Source organism: Burkholderia sp. Bp9090 (genome assembly GCF_003857985.1).
GTDB lineage: Bacteria > Pseudomonadota > Gammaproteobacteria > Burkholderiales > Burkholderiaceae > Burkholderia.
Map to the genome: position 1 here is coordinate 101553 of NZ_QTPV01000018.1, position 23048 is coordinate 124600.

A 23048-nucleotide genomic window follows, 5' to 3' on the forward strand; every position below is an offset into this window, starting at 1 on the left:
GGACTGAAAGATTCGCGCCCCAAATGACGCGCCGCAACCTTTCAGCGCCGCGGAGCGCATGCGCCGCCGATGCGTGCGAGCAACAGTCGCCGCGCGCCGCCGGCGGGCGGTCGCAGCGGGCATCGACCGGCCCCGGTGGGGCGCCGCATGCGGTGCGAAATGCGCAACGTCGCCGCCTTTTTTGCTTGCACCGCAGCAAAACTCGCGACTACAATCCGCCCCAATTCATCAAGGGAGTCCCTTCGTGGACGCATGCTCCAGTTGCAGTTCGATGCCGGTCCAGGCCGGCCAAGCCATCGCGAGATAGCAGCCAGGCGCATGTCTTTCGCCGCTAGCTCGCCATCGTCGGGTTAGCGCGCTTCCTCCCGGGCCGGCATCGCCGGATCGTCCGTGTCGCACGCTCCGTTACGTTCCAACCGCCGAGCGCCGGTCGCGTCACGCACCCGTGCTCGATCACGTCGTCCGGCATGCGCTGGACCGGACGGAGGCACGTCATGTCGTTTCAATCGCTCATGGTCAGACTCAGGCAACTCGCGCGTGTCGTGTCCGACCGCTCGTTCGCTTCGGCCCTTGCACCGCTCGCCCACACGTTCGGCAACTGGCGCGGCAGCGCGCTCGCGCACCTGCCGGCGGCACCACGCCCGCTCGACTGCGTGCTGGCCGGCGCGATGGCGGCCGCCGTCGCGCTCGTCGCGCTGCTCTGTGCGACCGCGTCGCGCCTCGGCTTCGCGCACGTATGGCGAATCGGCGGCTGGCTGCCGTGACCGGTCGCGTGCAACGCGCCGCATGCCTGCGCGCCGCCGCCCGTACCCGAGCCATCGCTTCACGTTTTCACTTCTTCAGCCAAACTAATCAATCGAATAATGGAGCCCGCATGAAGAATCGCTTCGAATCCGCTCCGCGCACACCGCGCCTCGACGCGCTGGCCGCGCTGTTGCTGTCGCTCGCGGCCGCGCCTGCGTTCGCGCAATCGTCGTCACCGGCCATCGCGGCCGAACCGGCCGCCGGAGCCAGCGACACTGCCGCCGCCCCCGCACCGGCCGCCGATGCTGCCGCGCCCGCCCCCACCGGTTTCTGGGAACGGTCGAACCTGCTCGGCAACATGGGCGGCCTGCGCGACGTGCTCGGCGATCACGGCGTCACGCTGAACCTGCAGGAAACCAGCGAGTACCTGTACAACGCCGCGGGCGGCACGCAGCGCGGCGGTGCCTACCAGGGCCTCACGCAATTCGGCTTCAACGTCGATACGGAGAAGGCGATCGGCCTGCCGGGCGGCACGTTCAACGTGTCCGGGTTGCAGATCCACGGCACCAACCTCACGCAGCGCTATTTGCAGACGCTGCAGACCGCGACCGGCATCGAGGCGAATTCGACCACGCGGCTGTGGGAGCTCTGGTACCAGCAGGCGTTCCTCGCCGGCAAGGCCGACGTGAAGATCGGCCAGCAAAGCGTCGACCAGGAATTCATGGTCAGCCAATACGCGGCGACGTTCATGAACGCGACGTTCGGCTGGCCCGTGCTGCCGGCGACCGACCTGCCGGCCGGCGGCGCTGCCTATCCGCTGTCGTCGCTCGGCGTGCGGCTGCGCGTGAAGCCGGCCGACGCGTGGACCGCGTTGGTCGGCGTGTTCGACGGCAATCCGGCCGGCCGCAGCGACGGCGACGCGCAGGTGCTGAACGCGCACGGCACCAACTTCAACCTGCGCAGCGGCGCGTTCGTGATCGGCGAACTCCAGTACGCGCTGAACGCGCCGCCCGCCGACCCGAAGGCACCGCAACCGGCCGGCCTGCCCGGCACGTACAAGCTCGGCTTCTGGTATCAGTCGCAGCACGCGAACGATCCGCGCGTCGGCACCGACGGGCTGTCGCTCGCGGATCCGGCCAGCAACGGGATCCCCGCCACGCATCGCGGTAACTACGGTTTCTATGCGGTCGCGGATCAGATGGTATGGCGGCCGTCGGCGGACAGCCCGCGCTCGGTCGGCGTGTTCGCGCGCGTGATGGGTGCGCCGGGCGATCGCAACGTCGTCGATTTCGCGGCGAATGCGGGCGTGACGCTCAAGGCGCCGTTCAAGGGCCGCGACGACGATACGGCCGGCATTGCGGTCGGCTACGCGAAGATCGGCTCGCATGCGCGTGCGCTCGACGGCGACACCGGCAGGCTTGCGACGCCCGGCTATCCGGTGCGGCGCGCGGAAACGGTGATCGAGGCGACCTACCAGTACCAGGTCGCGCCGTGGTGGCAGGTGCAGGCCGACCTGCAGCACTTCTTCCGGCCGGGCGGCGGCATTCCGGACCCGAACGCGGCCGGCGCGCGCATCGGCGACGAAACGGTGGTCGGCGTGCGCACGACGATCACGTTCTGACATCCGCGCATGCGAAACGGGCCGGACTGCCGCGCGCGTGGCGATCCGGCCCGTGCTCGTTCAGGTGCGTGCATGCAATGCACGCGGCCTGTCACTCGCCATACAGCCCGAGCAGCTTCAGCGTGACGCCGTTGGTCCAGCCGAAGCCGTCCTGCAGCGGATATTCGCCGCCCCCGCCGCCGCCCGCGCCAGCCCCTTCGACCACGTACTTCTCGACGAGCTTGCCTTCGGTTGCATACACATGCTTCACGTCGGTCAGAAAGCGCGTGCCGATGTCCTTCGCGAGCGCCGGCTCGCCGTAGCGGCGCAGCCCGTCGATCGCGATCCACTGCAGCGGCGCCCAGCCGTTCGGCGCGTCCCATTGCTGGCCCGTGTTCGCGGTCGTCGTCGCGAGGCCGCCCTGCTGCAGCAGCGTCTTGCGCACCTCGCGCGCGGTCGCCTTCGCACGCTCGGGCCACGCGACGCCCGCGAACAGCGGATACAGCGCGGCCGCCGTCACGCCGTCGCGCGGCTTGCGCAACTGCCAGTCGTAGTCGCCGTAATAGCCGCGACGGTTCCACAGATAGTGGTTGATCGCGGCCGCGCGCCGCGCCGCCCGTCCGGAGAAATCCGCGACACACGCGAAGTCGCGCGTGACCGCGCAGCCCTTCACGATCGTCGTCTCGAGATGGAACATCAGGCTGTTCAGGTCGACCGGCGCGATCGCCGTCGTGCGGATGGTCGCGAGCGTCCGGCCGTCGCCGAACCAGCGCGAGCTGTAGTCCCAGCCGCTCTCGGCGCCCGCGCGCAGGTCGCGGTACACCTCGTTCGCGGGGCGATCCGGCACGGCCTTCGCGGTCGTCACGTCCTCGAGATACGACTCGTCGCGCGGCGTGTCGCTCGCGTCCCAGTAGCGGTTCAGCACCGCACCGTCCGGCATCGCGACCACGTTGCGCGCGGCCTGCCCGCGCGGCGTCGTCGTTTCGCCCTGCATCCAGTACGCATGCTCCTTGCGCAGCGCCGGCAGGTATTTCTGGTAGACCTTGTCGCCCTCGGCCTGCGCGGCGAGCGTGACCATGTACGCGAAGAACGGCGGCTGCGAGCGGCTCGCGTAGTACGTGCGGTTGCCGTTCGGGATGTGGCCGATCGTGTCGATCAGGTATGCGAAGTTGTCGAGCATGTCGTCGACGAGATCCTCGCGCCCCGACACCTGCAGCCCGAGCATCGTGAAATAGGTATCCCAGTAGTAGCCTTCGCGGAAGCGGCCGCCCGGCACCACATACGGCTTCGGCAACGCGATCAGCGAACTGTACGGCGGCACCGTCGTGCTGGTTCGCGTGAGCTGCGGCCACAGCCAGTCGATGTGCTGGCGCAGCGTCTGGTTCGCGGGCGGCGTGACCCCGCCTTCCGGCGGCGGCGTGAAGTGCTGGTCGACGAACGCCTTCAGCGAGAAGCCCGGCTGCGACTTCTGTTGCTGATACAACTGTACGATCGTCGCCGGATCGGCGTTGGGCGTCGCGTCGACGAAGGTCTTCTGGTCGGGATAGAGTTGTGCCGTCTGCACCGCGACGAACAGGTCGCCGTAGAGCTGGCTCGGCGGCGGCAGCAGCGTGCCGGAAGCCGGCGCCGTGGCGGGCGCGGCGGACTGGCTGGCCGCCTGCATCGCGGCCTGGTTCGCACTGTCGGCCTGCGCGGCGCAGCCGGCGACCGCGAGGTAAGCGACGGCGAGCACGGCGGCCCAGCGCAGACGCGGCGCGGGCACGGACGGATGCGAGGCAGGATGCGATGCGGTCGATGCGGCGCGACGTGACGTCATGACGTGTCCCCTCCTTTCGATGATGAATGGTTCGGCAGGGGTCTCGTTCGCGCGTGCGCTCGTCTCGATGGCCGTCGATCGATGCGCGTCGTTGTCATCCGCGGATGAGTTCCGACTGTCGCACGAAACGCGCATCGCACGCAAGTTTCGCGGCGGCCCCCGCGGGCGCGCGTCATATGTCATGTCATGGACCGCACCGGCAGCGCGGTCGTCTCTTCTTCCACGCGCGCTAACAGGAACGACTGTTGCAACATGCGGAACGAGCGTTGTCTCGCGTGACGCAACGACCACATTGTGGGCATAATGGCGTCTTTACCGCGCGCCCTGCCCATGTCGCCCGTCTTTCTAGCACCGCTCATCGTTGCCTGTGCGTTGTTCATGGAAAGCGTCGACGCGAACATCATCGTCACCGCCCTGCCCGCGATGGCGAGGGACTTCGGGCACAATCCCGTCACACTGAACATTGCGATCACGGCCTACGTGGTCGGCCTCGGCGTCTTCATCCCGATCTGCGGATGGCTTGCCGACCGCTTCAGCGCGCGCTCCGTGTTCCGCACCGCGATCGGCATCTTCGTCGCCGGCTCGCTGATGTGCGCGGCCTCCAATTCCCTCGGCGTGCTCACGTTCGCGCGCTTCGTGCAGGGCGTCGGCGGCGCGATGATGGTGCCGGTCGGCCGGATCATCATCTTCCGCGCGGTGCCGCGCTCCGATCTCGTGCGCGCGATGAACTACCTCGCGATTCCCGCGCTGTTCGGGCCGACGGTCGGGCCGCTCGTCGGCGGCTTCATCACGACCTACCTGCACTGGCGGATGATCTTCTTCATCAACGTGCCGATCGGCATCTACGGGATCTACCTCGCGAGCAAGCACATCGCGAACACGCACGAGGCCGATCCCGGCCCGCTCGACTGGTTCGGCTTCCTGCTGTCGGCGAGCGGCGCCGCGCTGCTGCTGATGGGGCTCACGCTGATCGACGGCGCGCTCACGTCGCGCGGCAACGCGCTCCTGATGTGCGCGGCCGGCGCGGTGATGCTCGCGCTCTACGTGCCGTACGCGCGCCGCAAGGCGCGCCCGGTGCTCGACCTCAGTTTCCTGAAGATCCCGACTTACCACGCGAGCGTGGTCGGCGGGTCGCTGTTCCGCATCGGCCTCGGCGCCGTGCCGTTCCTGCTGCCGCTCGCGCTGCAGGAAGGCCTCGGCATGAGCGCGTTCCACTCCGGGCTGATCACCTGCGCATCGGCACTCGGCGGCGCGGTGAGCCGCTCGACGGCCACCCATACGCTGCGCCGCTTCGGCTTTCGCACGGTGCTGATCTACAACGCCGCGTTCGCCGGGCTCGCGATCGCCGCCTACGGCGTGTTCCATCCGGGCATGGCGACCTGGGCGATCTGGATGATCGTGCTGGTCGGCGGGATCTTCCCCGCGCTGCAGTTCACGAGCCTGAATTCGATGATCTACGCGGATATTTCGCAGGCCGATGCAGGCCGCGCGACGAGCCTCGGCAGTGTCGTGCAGCAGATGTCGCTCGGGCTCGGCGTGACGGTCGCCGGCCTCGTGCTGCACCTGTCGCACTGGCTGCAGGGGCATCAGACGATGGTGTGGTCGGATTTCTGGCCCGCGTTCGTCGTGGTCGGGCTGTGTTCGTTCGCATCGATTCCGATCACGCGGCGGCTGCCGCCCGGCGCCGGCGACGAGGTCGCGCGCGGCAAGCGGCAATGAACGGGCTGGCTGGCGGGAAAAGGCTGGCGGCGGAAAAGCGAAACAACAAAAAAATCAGCGGACATCCACACGGGGCCGGTGCACAGCCGCATGGATGTCCGCTCAGGGCTCCGGGTCTCTCGTTGGGGGTTGAGAATCCCGGATCTGCTTCCTGCGTGCCATGGACATATGTGCGTCGGAAGCCGAATCGTTGCGCGCACATTTCGTCGCGCCATGACTGCACTATAGGGAAAGTCGCGCCGCGCATCTGTCAAGCATTGTCAGACGTGTCGCGCGAAAGCGTCGCACACGTGCGCCGCTTTCGCGCTAAAGTGGTGCCCGACCGCCACCTTCAGCCGCCGCTCCGATGCTCACGCTTTCGCCCGCCGCCGCCCGCGCGCTGCATCTCGCCGCGCAGGGCCTGCTGACCCCGCCCCGCCGCAAGGCCACCAAGGCCGACGTGCTCGACACGATCCGCCGGATGGCGCAGTTACAGATCGATACGATTCATGTCGTCGCGCGCAGTCCGTATCTCGTGCTGTTCAGCCGTCTCGGCGACTTCGCCCCGCAGTGGCTCGACGAGCATCTCGCCGAGGCGCGCCTGTTCGAATACTGGTCGCACGAAGCGTGCTTCCTGCCGGTCGAGCAATTCGGGCTGATGCGCTACAAGATGCTCGATCCGTCGGGGATGGGCTGGAAATACGCGGCCGACTGGCACGCGCAGAACCGCGCCGAGATCGAGCGGCTGCTCGCGCGGATTCGCGACGAAGGCCCCGTGCGGTCCGCCGATTTCATCCGGGAAGACGGGGTGAAAGGCAACGGATGGTGGGACCGCAAGCCCGAGAAAAAACACCTGGAAGTGCTGTTCACGACCGGCCACCTGATGGTGTCCGAGCGCCGCAATTTCCAGCGCATCTACGACGTGCGCGAACGCGTGCTGCCCGACTGGGACGATGCGCGCGACCTGCCGCCGCGCGACGCGGTGCTGCCCTCGCTGCTCGACTACACGTGTCGCGCACTCGGGATCGTGCGCGCGGACTGGGTGGCCGATTACTACCGGCTGCCGCGCCGTTCGTACCGCGCGGAACTCGAGCGGCTCGCGGAAGCGGGCGAGCTGATCCCGGTGGAGGTCGCCGACTGGAAGGAGCCGGCCTACGTGCATCGCTCGCTCGACGCGCTGCTGCCGGCCGCCGCGGCCGACACGCTGCGCTCGACGGTCACGACGCTGCTGTCGCCGTTCGATCCGGTGGTATGGGACCGGCGGCGCGCCTCGACGCTGTTCGGGTTCGACTACACGATCGAGTGCTATACGCCCGCGCACAAGCGGCGCTACGGCTATTTCTGCCTGCCGGTGCTGCATCGCGGCCGGCTGATCGGGCGCGTCGACGCGAAAGCGCATCGCGCGCTCGGCACGTTCGAGTTGAAGACGGTGCATGTCGAGCCGGGCGTGCGGTTCGGCACGGGGCTCGCGGCCGACGTCGCGAAGGCCGTGAAACGGCTGGCGGCGTGGCATGGCACGCCGGAAGTCACGGTCGGGCACGCGCCGCCAGCGCTCGCGGACGCACTGCTCGGCGGCTGATCTGCCGCGGCGGCGCGACCGCTCGCCCGCCGCATGCATGCGCGCCGGCACCGTTGCCGTATCGACGCGCCGACGCATCGACCCATCGACCCATCGACGCGCCGACGCATCGAGTCGCCGCCGCGCATGCCCACCGCGCGGTGGGCCTCCGCTGCAACCGCTACCGCTTCGCGGCAATCCAGCGGGCAATGCCCGGCCACACGTCCTTCAGCGTGCGCGATCCCATGAACAGCCCGATATGCCCGCCCGGCACGAGCTGGCGCGTCACCTGCGAGGCGGGCGTCCCCACCAGGTCCTGCGCGGCGAACACCTGCTCCTGCGTCGTGATGTCGTCGGCCGCGCCGGCAAGCAGATAAACGGGGCACGTGATCGCCTTCAGGTCGAGCATCCGCCCGAGCGCGACGAACGTGCCCTTCGCGAGCCGGTTCTCCTTGAAGATCTGCACGATCGCCTGCAGATACCAGCGCCCCGGCAGGTCGATCGGACTTTCGTACCAGTTCGCGAATGCTTCGCGCTTGCGCAGGTAGTCTGCATCGTCGAGGTGCTCGTACAGGTCGACGTGCTCGGCGAGATAGTGCTGGTCGGGATGCATGTTCTTCCAGCCGCGCAGCATGAAGCGCCCGCGCATCAGGCCGCCGCCCATCGTCACGAGTTCCTCGTAGAACGACGTCGGATAGGTGTGCGCCATCTTCTTGATCGGACCGTCGCCCGCATCCGTGTCGATCGGCGCGCCCGCGAGCACGAGGCTCGCGACCTTGTGCGGAAAGCGCGCCGCATACATCGCGGACATCCACCCGCCCTGGCACAGACCCACGAGATTCACGCGCCCGCCGAGCTCGTCGACGCAGACGTTCAGCTCGGCCAGGTACTGGTCGATCTCGAGGTCCCGCATGTCTTCGGTCGCCGAGCGCCAGTCGGTCAGGTACACGCGCGTCACGCCGTGCTCGCGCAGCGTCTGCATCAGGCTCTGCCCCGGCTGATAGTCGGCGATCATCGCCCGGTGTCCCGCATACGGCGCTTCGACGATCGTCGGCAGCCCGTGCGCCGGCGCGACCGAATAATCGCGGAACGTCATCGTGCGCAGTTCCAGCAGCGCGCGGTTCGGCGACGCCAGCGCCGGATGCGGCTCGCAATGCAGCTTCTCCTCTTCCGCGACGAAACGCAGGTTGCGCGCGGTGAGTGCCGAGCCGAGCCGGACCATCGCGGCGGCGGCGGCCATCGGCCAGAAGATCGGCAACGCCGGCGCGCTGGCGGACGTCGCGGAAGGCGGGACGGTATCGGTATCGCTCGAATTCATTGAATTCATCGAATTCCTGGCTACTGGGAACATGAAGGGAAAAAGCCGTACGCGGGCTGCGCGACGATCGTCCGCGCTACACCCGCGGCGAATCGCACGTCACGCGCGCGGCCGTGTCGTATGCATGACGTTTGCGCCCTTCGATGCGTCCGCAACGATCTTCCGATGCGGACGGCAATCGGTCATCGAACGCCCGGTGCGACGATCGGCGAAACCATTCTGGTCCGTAACCGGAAGCGATCGCTTGATCGTCGTCAATCGTTTCAGGTGAAATCCCGATAGCATGAAATCGCGCGATGACAGTTCGATGGCCGCGGCGCGATATCCGCCGACCTCGCTGCCGGCCTCGCGGCCGACATCGCGTCGCCACAGCGCACCGGCGACACCGGGCGACCTGCCTCCCCGCCTCACATGCACATCCGCGAAATCCGCTCGAAGATCAGCAGTACCTCGTCCACGCGCAAGATCACGAAGGCGATGGAAATGATGGCCCGCACCAAGATGGCGGTCGCGCAGCGGCGGGCGCGCGATTTCCGGCCCTATGCGGCGCGCATCCGGGAGATGGCCGAGCGCGTGCTGCGCGACCGGTCCGGCCACGTCTCCGCGCTGATGGCGAGACGCACGCCCGTGCGCCGCGTCGGCCTGATCGTCGTCAGCACCGATCGCGGGCTGTGCGGCCCGCTCAATACGCGGCTGCTGGTCGAATGCGTGGATGCGCTCGAACGCTGGAACCGCGCCGGCGTCGCGTGCGAACTCAGCGTGATCGGCGCACGCGGCATTGCGCCGCTGATGCGCCATGGCGCGACCATCACCGCCCGCGCGAGCGGCCTCGCCGCCGCGCCGCACTTCGAGCAGCTGCTCGGCGCGCTGCTCGTGCCGCTCACCGCATTCGTCAACGGCGAACTGGACGAACTGCACATCGCGTACAACCGGTTGACGAGCCCGCTCGCGTATTCGCCGCGCATCGACGCGGTGCTGCCGCTCACCGGCCTCGACACCGGCACGCCGCCCGGCGACACCGCGACATCCGACTATCTGTACGAGCCCGCGCCGAAACCGGCCGTGGATACCTTGCTGCTGCGCTACGTCGAGGCGACGCTCTACCAGGCCGTCGTCGAGAATTACGCATGCGAGCAGTGCGCGCGGATGTTCAGCATGCAGACCGCGACGGAGAACGCCGATCGCGTGCTGCGCAAGCTGCGGCACCTGTATCAGAAGACGCGCCAGGCGCAGATCACCACCGAGCTGTGCGAGATCGTCGCCGGCGCGGCGGCGGTCTGAAGGAGGCACGCATGCCGACGTCGATGAAGCTCGACATCCTCAGCGTGGAAGACGTGCTGTATTCGGGCGACGCACATTTCGTCGTCGTGCCCGGGGAAAGCGGCGAGCTGGGCATCTACCCGCATCACGCGCCGCTGCTCACGCGGCTGCGGCCCGGCGTCGTGACGCTCGTTGCCGCACCGGGCGGCGAGCACCGCCGGCTGCTCGTCGCGGGTGGCCTGCTGGAAGTCAGCCGCGACGGCGTGACGCTGATTGCCGACCACGCACTGCGCACGCCCGAACTCGACGACCTGCGCGCACGCGAAGCACGGCATGCGGCGGACGAGTGGCGCCGGCGCTTCGCGCACGACAACCGGCGCGCCTTCGATTTCGCATCGGCGCGTGCGGAGTTGATGGACGAAATCCGGCGCTTCTTCGCGCTGGCGATGCACCGGGAGTCCGCGCCGCGCGACACGCCGGGCGCCGCCGGCTAGGCCGGGCGCCGGCACCGCTCGTCGTGCGATCGGCGGGCGTGCTCAGTTCAGTCGCGCAGCTTGCGAAAACGCGGCGTGCCGTCCGGCAGGTTCTCGTTGAACATCGCTTCCGGCCGCACCCACAAGCCGCGCGCATGCGGCCACAGATGCTCGTACACGACCACCGACTCCTCGGTTTCGGAATGACGGGCGACGCCGATGTAGCGATACAGCCCGCCCTTGTAGTGACGATGCGTGGCGAGCTGTTCGGCTTCCTGTTCGGTCATGATCTGCTTCCCTTCGGCAAAAACGAAAGCGCGTATTGTATGCGCTCGCCGCGCGTCAGCGTTTCGCGTAGATATCGGGGCGGCGGATTTCCATCAGCCGTTCGGGATTCGCGGACGGCCCGAAACCGACCGGCCGGTACAGTTCGTGCGCGTCGGTCGTCACGAGCATGATGCGGCGCAGGCCCTGCACCATCGGCTGCGCAAATACGTGGTCGATCAGCGCGCGGCCATAGCCGTTGCCGCGCTCGGCCGGCAAGACGAATACGTCGCACAGGTAGGCGAACGTCGCGTGGTCGGTCACGAGCCGCGCGAATCCGACGAGCCGGTCGCCCACATACGCGCCGAAGCACAGCGAGCCGTCGATCGCGCGCTCGACGACATCGCGCGGAATGCCCTGCGACCAGTACGCATCGCGATGCAGGAAATCGAAGATCGCGTCGATGTCGAGCTCGCGCTTGTCGGTGGAAAATCTCAGCGGGGCGGGGGTGTCTGCGGGCACGTCGGCTCTCCGGTCGGCTGGGGGAGCAGCAACGATAGCGCGGTGCGGGGTGGGCGACAAGCGATGCCGCCTCGACATGTACAACATTCCGTACAATGGACGCCCATGCCATACTTGTACAGTTCAAAGTACAAGTATGGCGAATCATGCGCACGATTCACTTTTCGGATGCCCGCAGCAATCTGAAGACGGTCATCGACCAGGTCGTCGACGACGCGGACGTGACGCTCATCACGCGTCGCGATGCGCCGAACGCGGTCATCATGTCGCAGGAATACTATGACAGCCTGATGGAGACGGTTCATCTGCTCCGCTCACCGGCCAACGTTGCCCACCTCGAACGCTCGATCGCGCAACTGCGCAAGGGCAAGACGAAAGAGCACAAGCTGGCGGGGGACGATGAATGAGCGTACGCCGCGTGCTCTTTACTTCCGACGCGTGGGACGACTGCGTTTATTGGCAAGGGCAAGACCGCAAGACGCTCAAGCGCATCAACCAGCTCATTCGCGAAGCCCAACGGACACCGTTTGAAGGCATCGGCAAACCCGAACCGCTGAAGGCCAATCTGTCCGGGTTCTGGTCCCGCCGCATCGACGATACGAACCGCCTCGTCTACGAAGCGGACGATCTTCAAATCAGCATCGTGTCCTGCCGCTACCACTACGCGTAGCACCAATCCCGCCGCCGTCCCCGCCTCTTCAAGGCGCCGGCAACGCCCGATCGGCCTTGCACCGCTTCAGCGGCAGCGGCCGGGCCGCCACGATCCGCGTCACCTCGCGGGTGCGCGGGTCGATTTCCAGGTCGAGGCACGCGCAGCCGTAACCGTGCATCCCCGCATTGGTGACGACCCAGCCGCGTGTCGACATGTCCGGCATCTCGTCGAGGCCCGGCACCGGCGGGCTGCCCTGGGTCGACAGCGTCCAGCTGTTGTCCTTGTCGACGAGCCACCAGTTGGCCGGCGTCGGATTCTCGAGCCATCCGCAGCGCTTCTCCGCGGCGGCGGCCGCGGGCGTCGCGGACGTCAGCGCGACGAACACACCGAGCATCCACATCGCAGAACGGGCACGGGCGATTTTCATTTCAGGGAAGTCCGGACGAAGGAAACGGGGGGAAACGATAGCGTCGACAGCATACCGGGCTTTCATGCCCGTTATGTCATGCACCGCGTTTCGCGGGCGGCATTCCGTCCGATGCAAGGAAGCTGCCCGACCATCCCGCTTCGCCGCGGACCCAACCGCTCGCGCGGGCCACGCGGCTCGATTCGGTGATATCGTCACCGGCTCGATCAACTCGCGGCATCGCTTCATGCCTTATCGACTCATCGCGTTCGACTTCGACGGCACCCTCGCCGATTCGCTCGACTGCTTTCTCGCGGCGCTCACGGAGGCATCGCGCCTGCACGGCTTTCGCGACGCGACGCCCGAGCTGCGCCCCGCGCTGCGCGGCATGTCGGCGCGCGAGATCATCCGCGCGCTCGAGGTGCCGATGTGGAAAGTGCCGCGTGTGACGCTCGACATGCGCCGGCTGATGCGGCCGCGCATCGCGCACGTAAAGCTGTTCCCCGGCGTCGACGCGACCTTCGACGCGCTCGCCGCACGCGGCATCCGCATCGCGATCGCGACGTCGAACACCGAGGACATCGTGCGCGACCGGCTCGGCCCGCACGCGAGCCGTTGCGTCGACACGTTCGCGTGCGGCATTCCGCTGTTCGGCAAGGCGCGCCGGCTGCGCGCGCTCGTGCGCGAAGCGGGCATGCAGCCCGACGACGTGCTGTATGTCGGCGACGAGATCCGCGATGCCGAAGCGGCGCGCCGCGCGCGTATCGCATTCCAAGGTGTCGCATGGGGTTACACGGCGCCCGACGCGCTGCAGGCGCATTGCGCGACGCCGTTGCTGCCGCGTCTCGACGCATTGCTCGATCGCGTGTGAGGACGCCGTACGAATCGCGCGCTCGATTCGACGAATCGCGAAACAACCCGCCCGCGAAACGATGAAACGTCGATGACATGCGCGCGCATTGCAGCGATCGAATGCACGCTGCGCACGCAAAAATTGCCGCCACGATGCACGTAACAGGTACGCCCTACCTGGCCGCGCGCGCATCCATCGTTTCGTCTTACCAACCGTTACACAAACCACAGCGCGGTTGCACCTGCTACCTGAGCGCTCTCCTAGAATCAGTCGGGCCGGGAAACACTTCGAACGCCGCCGCGGCAGAGCGGCGATCGAGCCCGGCCCGGGCGCGCCCGGTCTCTCGCACAGCTGCGGATCACGCGATCCGTCCGTTAATCAGAGCCCCGATCGTAAGGAGGTCCCATGAACCGCTTCCCCCAAGTCTCGCGCCTTGCATTGTCTGCCGCTGGCCTGCTTCTCGTCGCCGTGACGGCGACCGCGCAAACCGCGCAACCGGCGCCGTCCGCACCGGCCGCCGCCACGCAGACGCGCATCCACGAAGCCGACCAGGCCTTCATCAACGACGGCACGAAAACCGTGTCGACCCAGCACGACGCCGCACGCATCGCCGATTCGCGCACGTCGGACAGCCAGGTGAAGGCGTTCGCGCAACGCGTGTCGACCGACGATGAGAAGATCATCCAGGCGATGCGCGCGGCCAGCCCGCGCGGCGTCGACGTGCCGGCCAACGATCCCGACACGGCCGTGCTGGACAGCATCAAGACCCTGCGCGGCGCGGAATTCGACAAGGCGTATATCGAGCAGGTCGCGCTCGCCGGCCAGCAGAAGACGATCTCGGCATTCCAGGCCGAAATCGCGTCGGGCCGCGACACGAAGCTGAAGGAAGTCGCGCGCCAGGCGCTGCCGATCCTGCAGGCGCACTACGCGGCCGCGCAGAAGCTCGCGCAGCGTCATCACCTCGCATCGGCGCAGTAACGCGCTGCCCGCCGCGCACCGCGCGCGGCACGCCGCTTCCCCCCTCGTCGCGTCGCCGCCTCCTTTGCGGCGGCGCGACGCACGCGGCACCCGCCTCGCGTCAGGTCGCGAGCTTCGCCCGCAACCGCTCGCTCACCTCCGGCCATTCGTCGTCGATGATGCTGAAGCGTACCGAATTGCGCTTTCGGCCATCGGGCATGATCCGCTCGTGACGCACGATCCCTTCCTGCTTCGCACCGAGCCGCAGAATCGCCGCGCGTGACTTCTCGTTCAGCTCGTCGGTCGTGAACTGCACGCGCACACAGTGCAGCGTGTCGAACGCATACGCGAGCAGCAGCCATTTCGCTTCGGTATTCGCGCGCGTGCGCTGCGCCGATGCGCTCAGCCACGTATGACCGATCTCGAGCTTGCGGTTCTTGCGGTCGATCTTCCAGAAACGCGTGCTGCCGATCACGCGGCCCGACGCACGCTCGACGATCACGAACGGCATCACGGTGCCGGCCGCGCGGCCTTGCAGCGCCGTGTCGAGATAGGCGTCGACCGTCTCCTCGCCCGGCACGACCGTGACCTTCAGGTTCCACAGCTCGCCGTCCGCCGCCGCATCGAGCAAAGCCTGCCGGTCGGATGCTTCGAGCGGCCGCAGCGCGATGCGCTCGCCGGTGAGCGTCGGTTGTCCGGGGGAAGATGCAGCGTCGGTCATGACGGGTTCCGTTTCCGTGAAGATGACGAAGAGGAGCAGGCTGCGCGCAGCGAAACGCCCATCATACGGCCCTCGTCAGCCGGGCAGCGCGGCGAGCCGCTCGCGAATCGCCTGCGCTTCGCCACGCAGCGCTTCGGCGAATGCGTCGACGAGCAGGCTCTTCGGCCGGTGCTCGGGCACGATCATACTGACGCGGTAGGGAAACGAGCGCGTGAGCGGCCGCACGTGCAGGTCGCGCCCGACGAAATCGAGCGCGGTCAGCGGATTGACGATCGCGGCGCCCAGCCCCTGCCGCACGAACGCGCACACCGACACGGCCGACGGCGTCTCGACCACCGAACGCGGCGCGACACCGAGCTGCGCGAACGCCTCGTCGATCAGGATCCGGTACGGGTCGTTCAGCGACAGGCTCACGAACGGGCGATCGGCGAGATCCGCGAGATCGATCGCGCGCTGCGCGAGCAGCGGATGGCCGTCCGGCAGCACGCACACCTCGTCGACTTCGAGCAGCGGCGTGAGCACGGTGCCGGCCGGCGCGACGTCGTGCTCGGTCAGCCCGACATCGTAGCGCTGCGCGGTCAGCCACTCTTCGAGCACCGGCGACTCCTGCGTCGCGACCGACACGCTGACGCCCGCATGCGCGTCGTGAAAGCGCCGGCATGCGCCGGGCAGGATCGCATGAGAAAACGCCGGCAGCGCGATCACCGACAATTGACCGTCGCGAAACTCGCGCAGCCGCGCTGCCGTCGCCGCGACGCGCTCGAGCCCCACATACGCGAGCCGCACGTCGTCGAACAGCGTGAGCGCGGCCATCGTCGGCCGCAGCCGGCCATGCGAGCGCTCGAACAGCGCGAAGCCGACCACCTGCTCCATCCGCGCGAGCTCGCGGCTGATCGTGGGCTGCGACGTATAGAGCATCTCGGCCGCGCGCGTCGTGCTGCCGGTGACCATCAGCGCGCGGAAGACCTCGATGTGCCGGTGTGTGAGCATGGCCGCCTATATCAAAAATGAATCGAATGTCGACAAACAGGCATTTTACTGTATAGACATTCAGGCGCATCATTCAAGCTGTCCGTTCATTCGATCCGATTCATCCGCCATGTCCCTCGATTCCCGCCAGCTCGCGACGCTCGCGCAGCAATACGGCACCCCGCTGTGGGTGTACGACGCCGACGTCATCCGCGACCGCATCGCCCAACTGCGCCAGTTCGACGTGATCCGCTATGCGCAGAAGGCGAACTCGAACCTGCATATCCTGAAGCTGATGCGCGAGGAAGGCGCGTGCGTCGACGCCGTGTCGCTCGGCGAGATCGAACGCAGCCTCGCGGCCGGGTTCAGTCCGGCGGGCGAGCCGGAAGGCGTCGTGTTCACGGCCGACCTGATCGACCATCCGACGCTCGCGGCCGTGCTGAAGCACGGCGTGACCGTGAACGCCGGCTCGCTCGACATGCTCGCGCGCGTCGGCGAGCATGCTCCCGGCCATCGCGTGTGGCTGCGCGTGAATCCCGGCTTCGGCCACGGCCACAGCAACAAGACCAACACCGGTGGCCCGCAGAGCAAGCACGGGATCTGGATCGACGACGTGCCGCGCGCGATCGAGATCGTGCGCCAGTACGGGCTCAAGCTGGTCGGCATCCACATGCATATCGGCTCGGGCGTCGACTACGGCCACCTGTCGCAGGTGTGCGATGCGATGGTCGACCTCGTCACGTCGCTCGGCCACGACATCGAAGCGATCTCCGCCGGCGGCGGGCTGTCGATTCCGTATCGCGACGGCGAGCCGCGCGTCGACGTCGGTCACTACTTCAGCCAGTGGGATGCCGCGCGCAAGCGGATCGAACGGCATCTCGGCCACGCGGTGCGCATCGAGATCGAACCGGGCCGCTTCCTCGTTGCCGAGGCCGGCACGCTCGTCACCGAAGTACAGGCCGTGAACCGCCGTCCGAAGCACGACTTCGTGCTGATCGACGCGGGCTTCAACGACCTGATGCGTCCGTCGATGTACGGCAGCTACCACGCGGTGTCCGTCCACACGCAGGACGGCGCGCTGCCGGCCGGCCGGCCGCTCGTCGACATCGCGATCGCGGGGCCGCTGTGCGAGTCCGGCGACGTGTTCACGCAGGACGCGGGCGGCGTGGTCACGCACCGCAAGCTCGCGCAGCCGCAGATCGGCGACCTGCTGTTCCTGCACGATGCGGGCGCCTACGGCGCGTCGATGTCCTCGAACTACAACAGCCGGCCGCTCGCGCCGGAGGTGCTCGTCGATCGCGGCACGCCGCGGCTGATCCGCCGCCGGCAGACGATCGACGAACTGCTCGCGCTCGAAACGTTCGAGTAACACGCGTTCGGCGGCAGTCACGCCAACGGCCAGGTTTGCCGCTACCGGCAAATCTGGCCGTTGTGCTTTTCGGCGCGCGGCGCTCATGCCGCCCGGCAACACATGAAGCACGCCGCCGAAGTCGCCGATCTTCCACACGCGGTCGCCTCGCCCCTTCGCACCTTCGCACCTTCGAACCTTCTCCCCTTCGCCACCTGCGCCGACCGACTCCGACACCCGCTTCCCGGGTGTTCGGTCACACCCCGGCCAATGACTTCTGCCGCATTGTTCGCCCGCCGCGCACCACGCACAGTGGCCGCACGGCAGCGCATTCGCTTCGACCCGCGCGCCGTCTCGACGGCCGAGCAACGCCGGGTTATCTGCAGGAGCGAACATCGTGCAACTTCGACTCACCACCGGCCGTGACTACCAGGACGACCTCACGGCGCTGCGCGACGCGATCCGCCAGAACGGCACGCGCGCGACGCGGCAAGCCGTCGACGTCGTGATCGGCGACGACACCGGCGCGCCGCGCGTGTCGCTGTTGTTGAACCTCGCGTGGCAAGCCGCGAAGAACGGCCCCGCCGTCGACGCGTCGCTGTACACGCTCGGCTTCGTCAGCCAGGGCGGCACCTTCGTATTCGACATCCGGCCGTTTCCGGGCGGCACGCCGGCCGGCGCGGCAGCGCTCGGCGGCGACGGTTCGTACGGCTGGCTCGGCTACGCGACCGATCCATTGCCGACGATCAATCCGAGCAACCTCCATCAGGCCGTGTGGACGCTGTCGAAACTCAAGCCGGCGGACGCATCGAAGCCCGCACCGTTCAAGCCCGATCTCACACGGCTCGTGATCGCGTTGTCCGAGGCGCTGCGCTTCGCGCGCACCGAGCATGCGATCGCCGGCCTGCTCGACGGCACGCTCGCGACCTACGCGCCGAACGACGATCGCACGGCCTGCTTCAACAACTGGGCGGCGAAGGGTTTCCCGCTCGGCGAGCCGGCCTGATGCCGGCGAAGGAGCCACTCATGTCTGGACTCGACTTCAACGCGTCGCTGCGCTGGGAAACGTTCGTACTGGGCCTGATCGCGAATGCCGGCGATACGCCGCGCGCGGGCAAGCAGCAGACCGGCTGCGCATTGCCGATGTACGTGATTCCGTTCGCGCGGCTCGACGCGCCGCCCGAGTTGCGGGCGCTGATGTCCGAAATCGCCACGTCTGCGCGCGTCGTCGATCGCGGCACGCCCGGGCGCCACATCGGCGGCGACGTGCTCGGCGCGATGCGGCAGATCCACCAGAACGTGCCGCGCTACCTGCCGACCCTCATCTACGGCACGGCGACGGACCCCTTCGCCGGGCTCACCGAGCGCGCGAAGCTGTACGAACGCTATGCGGCCACGTTCAAGGCGAATTCGAACGGTCGCGGCGGCGGCGCGCAAACGACCGGCTACGTCGAATACACGGCCGGCACGAATGCGCTGTTCCGCGGCGGCAATCGCGCACGCATCGCGTTCGACTACGTGTTCGGCCGCCTGTACTTCTCACCGATCCACTACGAAGCCTGGGTGCCCGGCACGCTCGATCCGGGGCCCGGACAGACCGTCGCCAAGGTCATCGACGGGCCGTACGCGAACCCGTGGTTCTGGATCACCGACATCACGTCCGTTTGAAGCCGCGGCGGTGCGGCCTGAAGCGCCGCGCCGCCATCATCAAGGAAGAGGAAACCATCATGAAACAGCCAGTCCGAATCGTTTCCGTGCGCTATTCATGCGACTGCAAACCCCTGCGTGCGCCCGACGAAACGCTCGATGCGTATGCAGCGCGCGTGCAGGGGGTCTTGTTCAATCACCTGAACGGTGCGCTGTCGAGCGCGTTCGAAGCCGTGCGGCGCGACGCGAAAGACGACGATGCACGCCGCGTCACGTTCGTCACCGCGCCCGAGTTCTACTGGAACGTGCCGTGGGACGCGCTGAACGACGTCGACGAACTCCATGCGATCGTCGACTTGCAGCTCGATCCCGTGCGGCGCGCGATCGGCGCGGTCGCCGATCGCTTTCCGGTGGATCAGTACGGGCCGATCGTGTTCCTGCCCGGTACCGTCGCGATGCTCGTCAAGCACGAGACGGCGGCCAACGTCCCCGATGACGGCGCGTTCGTCGGGCCGTACGTGTCGCTGAATTTCACGTTCGCGACGACCAATTTCCTGCCGCCGCTCGCGCGCGGCGAAGGGGGCGATGGTGACGGCGACGACGACGGAACGCGCCGCGCGGCGATCTGGCCGAAGCGGCATACGTCGTGGATCGACTACGGCGACTCGGTCGATGCGCTCGAGACGCCGCTCGCCCACACGTTCCAGCTCGGCGACGGCACGCTGGTCGAGGTGCTGAAGACGAGCGACGTGTCGCCGCAAAGCGCGACGGCCGACGCGCCGCCGTCGTCGCCGTATCAGGGCCCGCGCCTGTCGGACAGCTTCGATAATCGGCTCGGCGAAGCGCCGCCGTTCGGCATCGACATCTGCCTCGACTTCCTCGAATGGCGCGAGTATCCCGGCAACGACGTCAAGCCGCCGCATCTCGACGACGGCGCGCTCGTGCTCGACTTCGTGCTGTCGTACGGCGTGAATCCGACCGATGACGCGTTCGACGTGCCCGACTCGCTGCAATACATCGCGCACAACGACGGCCGCCGCCACAAGGAAGTCGTCGTGTTCGCGGTCGACCGCACGCAGACGCACTGGCAGCGGGTCGCCGAAGCACCGTGCGTGCGCCACCTGTCGAGGGCGGAACGCGAACGCGTCGCAATCCACGCGTTCGACGTGGACGTGCCGGACGCGGACGGCGCACCGTGACATGGGCGCCCCGCGCTTCGGGCGCTGGCGCGCGCGGCCGGCGCTGCAGGAGCCACCACGCGCGCCGGACGATCTCGCCGCGCAGCTGTGCGACGAATGCGAGGCGATGGCGCGCTACGCGCTCCATCACGGGCTGCCGATCGAGCCCGAACTCGTCGCGCGGCTCGCGGCGCTGATCGCGGCCGCCGCTTCGTCCAACCCGGCGGCCAACCCGGCGCCGGGCGCGTCGACCACCACGCCGCTGGCGCCCGCGCAGCAGCACGCGCTCGCGGCGATCCACCGCAAGCTCGCGACGCTCGTCGCGCCCGCGACGCCACAGGCCGTCACGCTGCTCGACATGCACCGGCGCCAGGCGCACCCGTTCGCGTGGCTCGGCCCGGTGCCGCTGATCCGGCTGCTGACCGGGTCGGCGCTCGGTTTCCTGCTCGCGGTCGTGCTGACGAGCCTGTCGCCGCATGTGTCGGGCGAGAACATCGAGCGCGGCTTCCTGCAATCCAACGGCGTGCAGCTGCTGTGGAACACCACCTTCCTGCTGTGCTGCGCGGGGCTCGGCGCGTCGTTCGCGACGCTGTTCCAGGCGCACCACTACGTCGCCGCCTCGACCTACGATCCGAAATACGACGCATCGTATGGCGCGCGGCTGATTCTCGGCGTGATCGCCGGCCTGATCATCGTCCAGATGCTGCCGGCCCAGTTGTTCGCGCAGGGCAGCATGCACAACTTCGGGCGGCCGGCGCTCGCGATGCTCGGCGGCTTCTCGGCGACGGCCGTGCATCGCGTGCTGCAAAGGCTCGTCGAGACGCTCGAGACGCTGGTGCAGGGCGACCGTTCGACCGACGTCGGCGCGGCGCTCGCCGCGAATCGCGCGCGCGCCGCCAGCGAACGCGCGCAGTGGCAGGGCGAACTGGCGGCCAACCTGCTCGATCTGCAGCAGTCGCTCGACGGCGCGGCATCCGCCGAGGCCGTCCGCGCGCGCCTCGCCGAATTCACGCGCGCGATGCTCGCGGCCCACCCCGCGCCGTCGGCCGCGGACGATCCGCTTCCGCCCGACGCGCCCCGGCAGTAGCGCGACGCGGCGCGGGCGCACCGTTGCCGCCGCAGCGCGAAACCCGCCTTCGCCCGCGGCACGCTCGCGTGCCGGCCCGATCGGTGCGCTCGTCGCGCGCATCAGCCGGGCGAATGGCACGCCGGCGCGAACGTGAAACCGGCCGGCTCGGACGGCACGTGGCGCGCGAGCCACAACGCCGCCTCCGTCCGGTTGCTCACGCCGATCTGGCGGAACAACGCGTACAGATGGTTCTTGATCGTGCCTTCCGCGACATTCAGTACACGGCAGATCTGCTTGTTCGACTTGCCTTCGGCCAGCAGCCGCAGCACCTCGCGCTGGCGCGGCGTGAGGCGCTCGAATGCACGATCGTCGCCGGCCGGCACGCCGCCCGGGGGCGCCTGCGTCGCGCCGCCGTCGTTCGGCGGCACGTAGATCGCGCCGGCCGCGACGCGGCCGAGCGCATCCGCGAATTCGTCCGCGCTCGCGTGCCGGTCGATGATGCCGGCCGCCCCCGCCAGCAGCGCATCGGCAATCGTGCGGCGGCACACGGCGGCCACCACGCACAGCCACGGCGCGCCGGCGAACGTCTCGTTCAGTACGCTCGGCCAGCTCGGCCGCGCGGCGTGCTCGCCGCATTCGATCGTGATCGCCTCGACCGTCCCGGGCAGCAACGCGTCGCGCAAGCGCAAGACGTCCTCGGGACGGCGGGCCGACCACACATGCCAGTCGACATCGCGTTTACACAGTACGTCCGCCACGCCCGCGACGAATAACGGCGGGCTATCGATCATCAGAACGTTCATTGCGCGGTTTCCTCGAAATCGGGATGCTCGGTTTAGGATTTTTTGCTTCCCTACCCGGCGTTTTTTTTACCGCTGTTTTACGCACCGCGCACTAGGCCCGTCGCTCCGTGACGAATGGCCTAATTCGTCCACGCCGCGCCCCGCCGCGCGTATCGATGCCCGCCGCGCGCCGGCCCGGGCCGCCGGACGTGACGGACGTCATATTTGGTAAACGTCTTCAATTTCCTAATGTGAATAACGACAGCGAATTTCCGTTGTCTTCAACACGAAGAGGAGTTTATTCATGGACGCGAATTTCATTGGCTCGGTGATTAACGCTTTACCCATGGACCAAATGATCGCCGGCCCGTTAAAGGCGATGATCAGCGCGCAGACGCAGGCCGCAAAGAGCTACGCGGATTTCCTGATGCAGGTCTGCATCCAGGGAGGCAAGGCCGTGGCCGTCCAGTTCGACTACGACGAGACGCTGGTGGACGAAAGCGGCGTGTCGAAAGGCGTCGTGCAGAAGACGATGCGCATCCCGCTGCTCGCGGCGATCGTCCATCCGATCATCGCGATCGAGGAAGGCACGATCGACTTCGAGATGGAGATCACGCAGTCGGAGAAGTCGTCGTCGTCGACCGAAGCCGGCGGCGAATTCCAGGCGAAGTTCGGCTGGGGGCCGATCAGCGTCAGCGTGTCCGGGCGCGTGTCGCACAAGGCGGAGCAGACGCGCAGCACCGACACGCGCGCGAAATACTCGATCCATACACAGGTGAAGCGCCAGTCGCCGCCCGAAGCGCTGATGCGCGTGATCGACTTCCTGACCGAGGCCGCGACCAAGCCGGTCGTCACCGAAGGCAACGCGAAGGACGTGAAGCCGCTGCCGGCGACGCCGACCGACGGCAAGCTGGTCGGCGACGCGTCGGGTGCCGGCGGCAAGGCGGCCGCGCCGGCCGGAGCCGATGCGGGCGCCCAGCAGCCGGCGCACGCGTAAGCGCGCGGACCGGCCATGTTCAGGCTCTTCAGACGGTCGCGCCGCGCGGGCGGCGGCGGGCACGACGACGCGGATACGCGTCCGGGTGGCGGCACCGCCCGGCAGGAACCGGACGGGCCGGTCCCGCCGGCGGCCGGGGCGGTGGCGGGCCGTAGCGGCGCGGTCGCCGGCGCGGGCCCGGACGCGGTCGCCGGCACGGGCGGCGCAGCGCCGGCG

General features: G+C 68.2%; 25 protein-coding genes and 1 pseudogene. 17 read left to right on the forward strand and 9 right to left on the reverse strand.

The features are described from left to right. Positions 1-494 precede the first annotated feature (494 nt). Positions 495-764, forward strand: coding sequence for a hypothetical protein (locus tag DIE16_RS18440; RefSeq protein ID WP_124893049.1), 270 nt, complete (start codon positions 495-497; stop codon positions 762-764). Positions 765-874: 110 nt separating this feature from the next. Further along, complete coding sequence (locus DIE16_RS18445) at positions 875-2365, forward strand: carbohydrate porin (protein ID WP_124893051.1); 1491 nt, start codon at positions 875-877, stop codon at positions 2363-2365. A 91-nt stretch (positions 2366-2456) separates the two neighbouring features. Here the strand turns inward: DIE16_RS18445 and treA are convergent, their stop codons facing one another. Continuing rightward, positions 2457-4160, reverse strand: a complete 1704-nt coding sequence (treA, locus tag DIE16_RS18450; RefSeq protein ID WP_124893053.1) for an alpha,alpha-trehalase TreA — start codon at positions 4158-4160, stop codon at positions 2457-2459. A 179-nt stretch (positions 4161-4339) separates the two neighbouring features. Beyond that, a complete protein-coding gene (locus DIE16_RS36620; RefSeq protein WP_185500302.1) occupies positions 4340-4540 on the reverse strand; it encodes a hypothetical protein in 201 nt (66 codons plus the stop codon). On the opposite strand from DIE16_RS36620, the gene DIE16_RS18455 reads away from it, so the two are divergent. After that, complete coding sequence (locus DIE16_RS18455) at positions 4491-5879, forward strand: MFS transporter (protein WP_124893055.1); 1389 nt, start codon at positions 4491-4493, stop codon at positions 5877-5879. The two genes, DIE16_RS36620 and DIE16_RS18455, sit on opposite strands and share 50 nt — an antisense overlap. 346 nt (positions 5880-6225) lie before the next feature. After that, on the forward strand, positions 6226-7437 hold the full coding sequence (locus tag DIE16_RS18460) for a winged helix-turn-helix domain-containing protein (RefSeq protein WP_124893057.1): 1212 nt from the start codon (positions 6226-6228) through the stop codon (positions 7435-7437). Positions 7438-7597: 160 nt separating this feature from the next. On the opposite strand, the gene DIE16_RS18465 is transcribed toward DIE16_RS18460, so the two are convergent. Next, positions 7598-8656, reverse strand: a complete 1059-nt coding sequence (locus tag DIE16_RS18465) for an alpha/beta fold hydrolase (RefSeq protein WP_409362237.1) — start codon at positions 8654-8656, stop codon at positions 7598-7600. Positions 8657-9145: 489 nt separating this feature from the next. On the opposite strand from DIE16_RS18465, the gene atpG reads away from it, so the two are divergent. Together atpG and atpC are read left to right on the forward strand one after the other, a co-directional pair. Next, the gene (gene atpG, locus DIE16_RS18470) at positions 9146-10015 is read left to right on the forward strand and encodes an ATP synthase F1 subunit gamma (RefSeq protein ID WP_124523024.1); all 870 of its coding nucleotides are present in this window, start codon (positions 9146-9148) and stop codon (positions 10013-10015) included. An 11-nt stretch (positions 10016-10026) separates the two neighbouring features. Then, the gene (atpC, locus tag DIE16_RS18475) at positions 10027-10488 is read left to right on the forward strand and encodes an ATP synthase F1 subunit epsilon (RefSeq protein WP_044847595.1); all 462 of its coding nucleotides are present in this window, start codon (positions 10027-10029) and stop codon (positions 10486-10488) included. 47 nt (positions 10489-10535) lie between these two features. Here atpC and DIE16_RS18480 read toward each other — a convergent pair whose 3' ends face one another. Further along, entirely contained in the window at positions 10536-10754 is a 219-nt protein-coding gene (locus DIE16_RS18480) for a DUF1653 domain-containing protein (protein WP_006751720.1), read from the reverse strand. A gap of 55 nt (positions 10755-10809) precedes the next feature. Continuing rightward, positions 10810-11253 carry a GNAT family N-acetyltransferase gene (locus DIE16_RS18485; protein ID WP_124485355.1) on the reverse strand — a complete coding sequence of 148 codons (444 nt, stop codon included), beginning with the start codon at positions 11251-11253 and terminating at the stop codon, positions 10810-10812. 146 nt (positions 11254-11399) lie between these two features. On the opposite strand from DIE16_RS18485, the gene DIE16_RS18490 reads away from it, so the two are divergent. Together DIE16_RS18490 and DIE16_RS18495 are read left to right on the forward strand one after the other, a co-directional pair. Beyond that, positions 11400-11660 (forward strand): type II toxin-antitoxin system Phd/YefM family antitoxin, encoded by a 261-nt coding sequence (locus DIE16_RS18490; RefSeq protein ID WP_124485354.1) that lies wholly within the window; start codon positions 11400-11402, stop codon positions 11658-11660. Then, positions 11657-11923: a Txe/YoeB family addiction module toxin gene (locus DIE16_RS18495; RefSeq protein ID WP_060348282.1), complete on the forward strand. Its 267-nt coding sequence runs from the start codon at positions 11657-11659 to the stop codon at positions 11921-11923. Before DIE16_RS18490 ends, DIE16_RS18495 begins: the two co-directional genes overlap by 4 nt. Positions 11924-11951: 28 nt before the next feature. Here DIE16_RS18495 and DIE16_RS18500 read toward each other — a convergent pair whose 3' ends face one another. Beyond that, positions 11952-12332, reverse strand: coding sequence for a DUF4087 domain-containing protein (locus DIE16_RS18500; RefSeq protein WP_207671168.1), 381 nt, complete (start codon positions 12330-12332; stop codon positions 11952-11954). A gap of 226 nt (positions 12333-12558) precedes the next feature. Between DIE16_RS18500 and DIE16_RS18505 the strand changes: the two genes are divergently transcribed. Next, positions 12559-13182 (forward strand): HAD hydrolase-like protein, encoded by a 624-nt coding sequence (locus DIE16_RS18505; protein ID WP_124485353.1) that lies wholly within the window; start codon positions 12559-12561, stop codon positions 13180-13182. A 387-nt stretch (positions 13183-13569) separates the two neighbouring features. After that, complete coding sequence (locus DIE16_RS18510; protein WP_124485352.1) at positions 13570-14142, forward strand: DUF4142 domain-containing protein; 573 nt, start codon at positions 13570-13572, stop codon at positions 14140-14142. Between the two features lie 100 nt (positions 14143-14242). Here DIE16_RS18510 and DIE16_RS18515 read toward each other — a convergent pair whose 3' ends face one another. After that, on the reverse strand, positions 14243-14842 hold the full coding sequence (locus DIE16_RS18515; protein WP_124485351.1) for a GNAT family N-acetyltransferase: 600 nt from the start codon (positions 14840-14842) through the stop codon (positions 14243-14245). A 75-nt stretch (positions 14843-14917) separates the two neighbouring features. Continuing rightward, entirely contained in the window at positions 14918-15832 is a 915-nt protein-coding gene (locus DIE16_RS18520) for a LysR family transcriptional regulator (RefSeq protein ID WP_124485350.1), read from the reverse strand. Between the two features lie 109 nt (positions 15833-15941). Between DIE16_RS18520 and lysA the strand changes: the two genes are divergently transcribed. The 5 genes from lysA (at position 15942) to DIE16_RS18545 (ending at position 21071) form a co-directional block, all read left to right on the forward strand. Beyond that, complete coding sequence (lysA, locus tag DIE16_RS18525) at positions 15942-17180, forward strand: diaminopimelate decarboxylase (RefSeq protein ID WP_124893059.1); 1239 nt, start codon at positions 15942-15944, stop codon at positions 17178-17180. Between the two features lie 376 nt (positions 17181-17556). After that, positions 17557-18165 carry a ribosome-inactivating family protein gene (locus DIE16_RS18530; RefSeq protein ID WP_124522381.1) on the forward strand — a complete coding sequence of 203 codons (609 nt, stop codon included), beginning with the start codon at positions 17557-17559 and terminating at the stop codon, positions 18163-18165. A gap of 20 nt (positions 18166-18185) precedes the next feature. Then, positions 18186-18827: a hypothetical protein gene (locus tag DIE16_RS18535; RefSeq protein ID WP_124522383.1), complete on the forward strand. Its 642-nt coding sequence runs from the start codon at positions 18186-18188 to the stop codon at positions 18825-18827. Positions 18828-18886: 59 nt separating this feature from the next. Beyond that, positions 18887-20005: a hypothetical protein gene (locus DIE16_RS18540; protein WP_124893061.1), complete on the forward strand. Its 1119-nt coding sequence runs from the start codon at positions 18887-18889 to the stop codon at positions 20003-20005. 1 nt (position 20006) lies between these two features. Further along, positions 20007-21071: a hypothetical protein gene (locus DIE16_RS18545; RefSeq protein ID WP_124667345.1), complete on the forward strand. Its 1065-nt coding sequence runs from the start codon at positions 20007-20009 to the stop codon at positions 21069-21071. A gap of 101 nt (positions 21072-21172) precedes the next feature. Here DIE16_RS18545 and DIE16_RS18550 read toward each other — a convergent pair whose 3' ends face one another. Beyond that, positions 21173-21856, reverse strand: a complete 684-nt coding sequence (locus DIE16_RS18550; protein WP_124522389.1) for a response regulator transcription factor — start codon at positions 21854-21856, stop codon at positions 21173-21175. 283 nt (positions 21857-22139) lie between these two features. On the opposite strand from DIE16_RS18550, the gene DIE16_RS18555 reads away from it, so the two are divergent. Then, complete coding sequence (locus tag DIE16_RS18555) at positions 22140-22832, forward strand: DUF2589 domain-containing protein (RefSeq protein ID WP_124485342.1); 693 nt, start codon at positions 22140-22142, stop codon at positions 22830-22832. Between the two features lie 15 nt (positions 22833-22847). Continuing rightward, a pseudogene (locus DIE16_RS36900) lies at positions 22848-23048 on the forward strand (hypothetical protein); the annotation flags it as partial.

Bases quoted from the DNA above. Each gene is read 5' to 3' on its own strand.
- DIE16_RS18440 (WP_124893049.1), top strand. From the start codon at position 495: ATGTCGTTTCAATCGCTCATGGTCAGACTCAGGCAACTCGCGCGTGTC.
- DIE16_RS18445 (WP_124893051.1), top strand. From the start codon at position 875: ATGAAGAATCGCTTCGAATCCGCTCCGCGCACACCGCGCCTCGACGCG.
- treA (WP_124893053.1), bottom strand. From the start codon at position 4,160: ATGACGTCACGTCGCGCCGCATCGACCGCATCGCATCCTGCCTCGCAT.
- DIE16_RS18455 (WP_124893055.1), top strand. From the start codon at position 4,491: ATGTCGCCCGTCTTTCTAGCACCGCTCATCGTTGCCTGTGCGTTGTTC.
- DIE16_RS36620 (WP_185500302.1), bottom strand. From the start codon at position 4,540: ATGAACAACGCACAGGCAACGATGAGCGGTGCTAGAAAGACGGGCGAC.
- DIE16_RS18460 (WP_124893057.1), top strand. From the start codon at position 6,226: ATGCTCACGCTTTCGCCCGCCGCCGCCCGCGCGCTGCATCTCGCCGCG.
- DIE16_RS18465 (WP_409362237.1), bottom strand. From the start codon at position 8,656: ATGGCCGCCGCCGCCGCGATGGTCCGGCTCGGCTCGGCACTCACCGCG.
- atpG (WP_124523024.1), top strand. From the start codon at position 9,146: ATGCACATCCGCGAAATCCGCTCGAAGATCAGCAGTACCTCGTCCACG.
- atpC (WP_044847595.1), top strand. From the start codon at position 10,027: ATGCCGACGTCGATGAAGCTCGACATCCTCAGCGTGGAAGACGTGCTG.
- DIE16_RS18480 (WP_006751720.1), bottom strand. From the start codon at position 10,754: ATGACCGAACAGGAAGCCGAACAGCTCGCCACGCATCGTCACTACAAG.
- DIE16_RS18490 (WP_124485354.1), top strand. From the start codon at position 11,400: ATGCGCACGATTCACTTTTCGGATGCCCGCAGCAATCTGAAGACGGTC.
- DIE16_RS18495 (WP_060348282.1), top strand. From the start codon at position 11,657: ATGAGCGTACGCCGCGTGCTCTTTACTTCCGACGCGTGGGACGACTGC.
- DIE16_RS18500 (WP_207671168.1), bottom strand. From the start codon at position 12,332: ATGAAAATCGCCCGTGCCCGTTCTGCGATGTGGATGCTCGGTGTGTTC.
- DIE16_RS18505 (WP_124485353.1), top strand. From the start codon at position 12,559: ATGCCTTATCGACTCATCGCGTTCGACTTCGACGGCACCCTCGCCGAT.
- DIE16_RS18510 (WP_124485352.1), top strand. From the start codon at position 13,570: ATGAACCGCTTCCCCCAAGTCTCGCGCCTTGCATTGTCTGCCGCTGGC.
- DIE16_RS18515 (WP_124485351.1), bottom strand. From the start codon at position 14,842: ATGACCGACGCTGCATCTTCCCCCGGACAACCGACGCTCACCGGCGAG.
- DIE16_RS18520 (WP_124485350.1), bottom strand. From the start codon at position 15,832: ATGCTCACACACCGGCACATCGAGGTCTTCCGCGCGCTGATGGTCACC.
- lysA (WP_124893059.1), top strand. From the start codon at position 15,942: ATGTCCCTCGATTCCCGCCAGCTCGCGACGCTCGCGCAGCAATACGGC.
- DIE16_RS18535 (WP_124522383.1), top strand. From the start codon at position 18,186: ATGTCTGGACTCGACTTCAACGCGTCGCTGCGCTGGGAAACGTTCGTA.
- DIE16_RS18540 (WP_124893061.1), top strand. From the start codon at position 18,887: ATGAAACAGCCAGTCCGAATCGTTTCCGTGCGCTATTCATGCGACTGC.
- DIE16_RS18545 (WP_124667345.1), top strand. From the start codon at position 20,007: ATGGGCGCCCCGCGCTTCGGGCGCTGGCGCGCGCGGCCGGCGCTGCAG.
- DIE16_RS18550 (WP_124522389.1), bottom strand. From the start codon at position 21,856: ATGAACGTTCTGATGATCGATAGCCCGCCGTTATTCGTCGCGGGCGTG.
- DIE16_RS18555 (WP_124485342.1), top strand. From the start codon at position 22,140: ATGGACGCGAATTTCATTGGCTCGGTGATTAACGCTTTACCCATGGAC.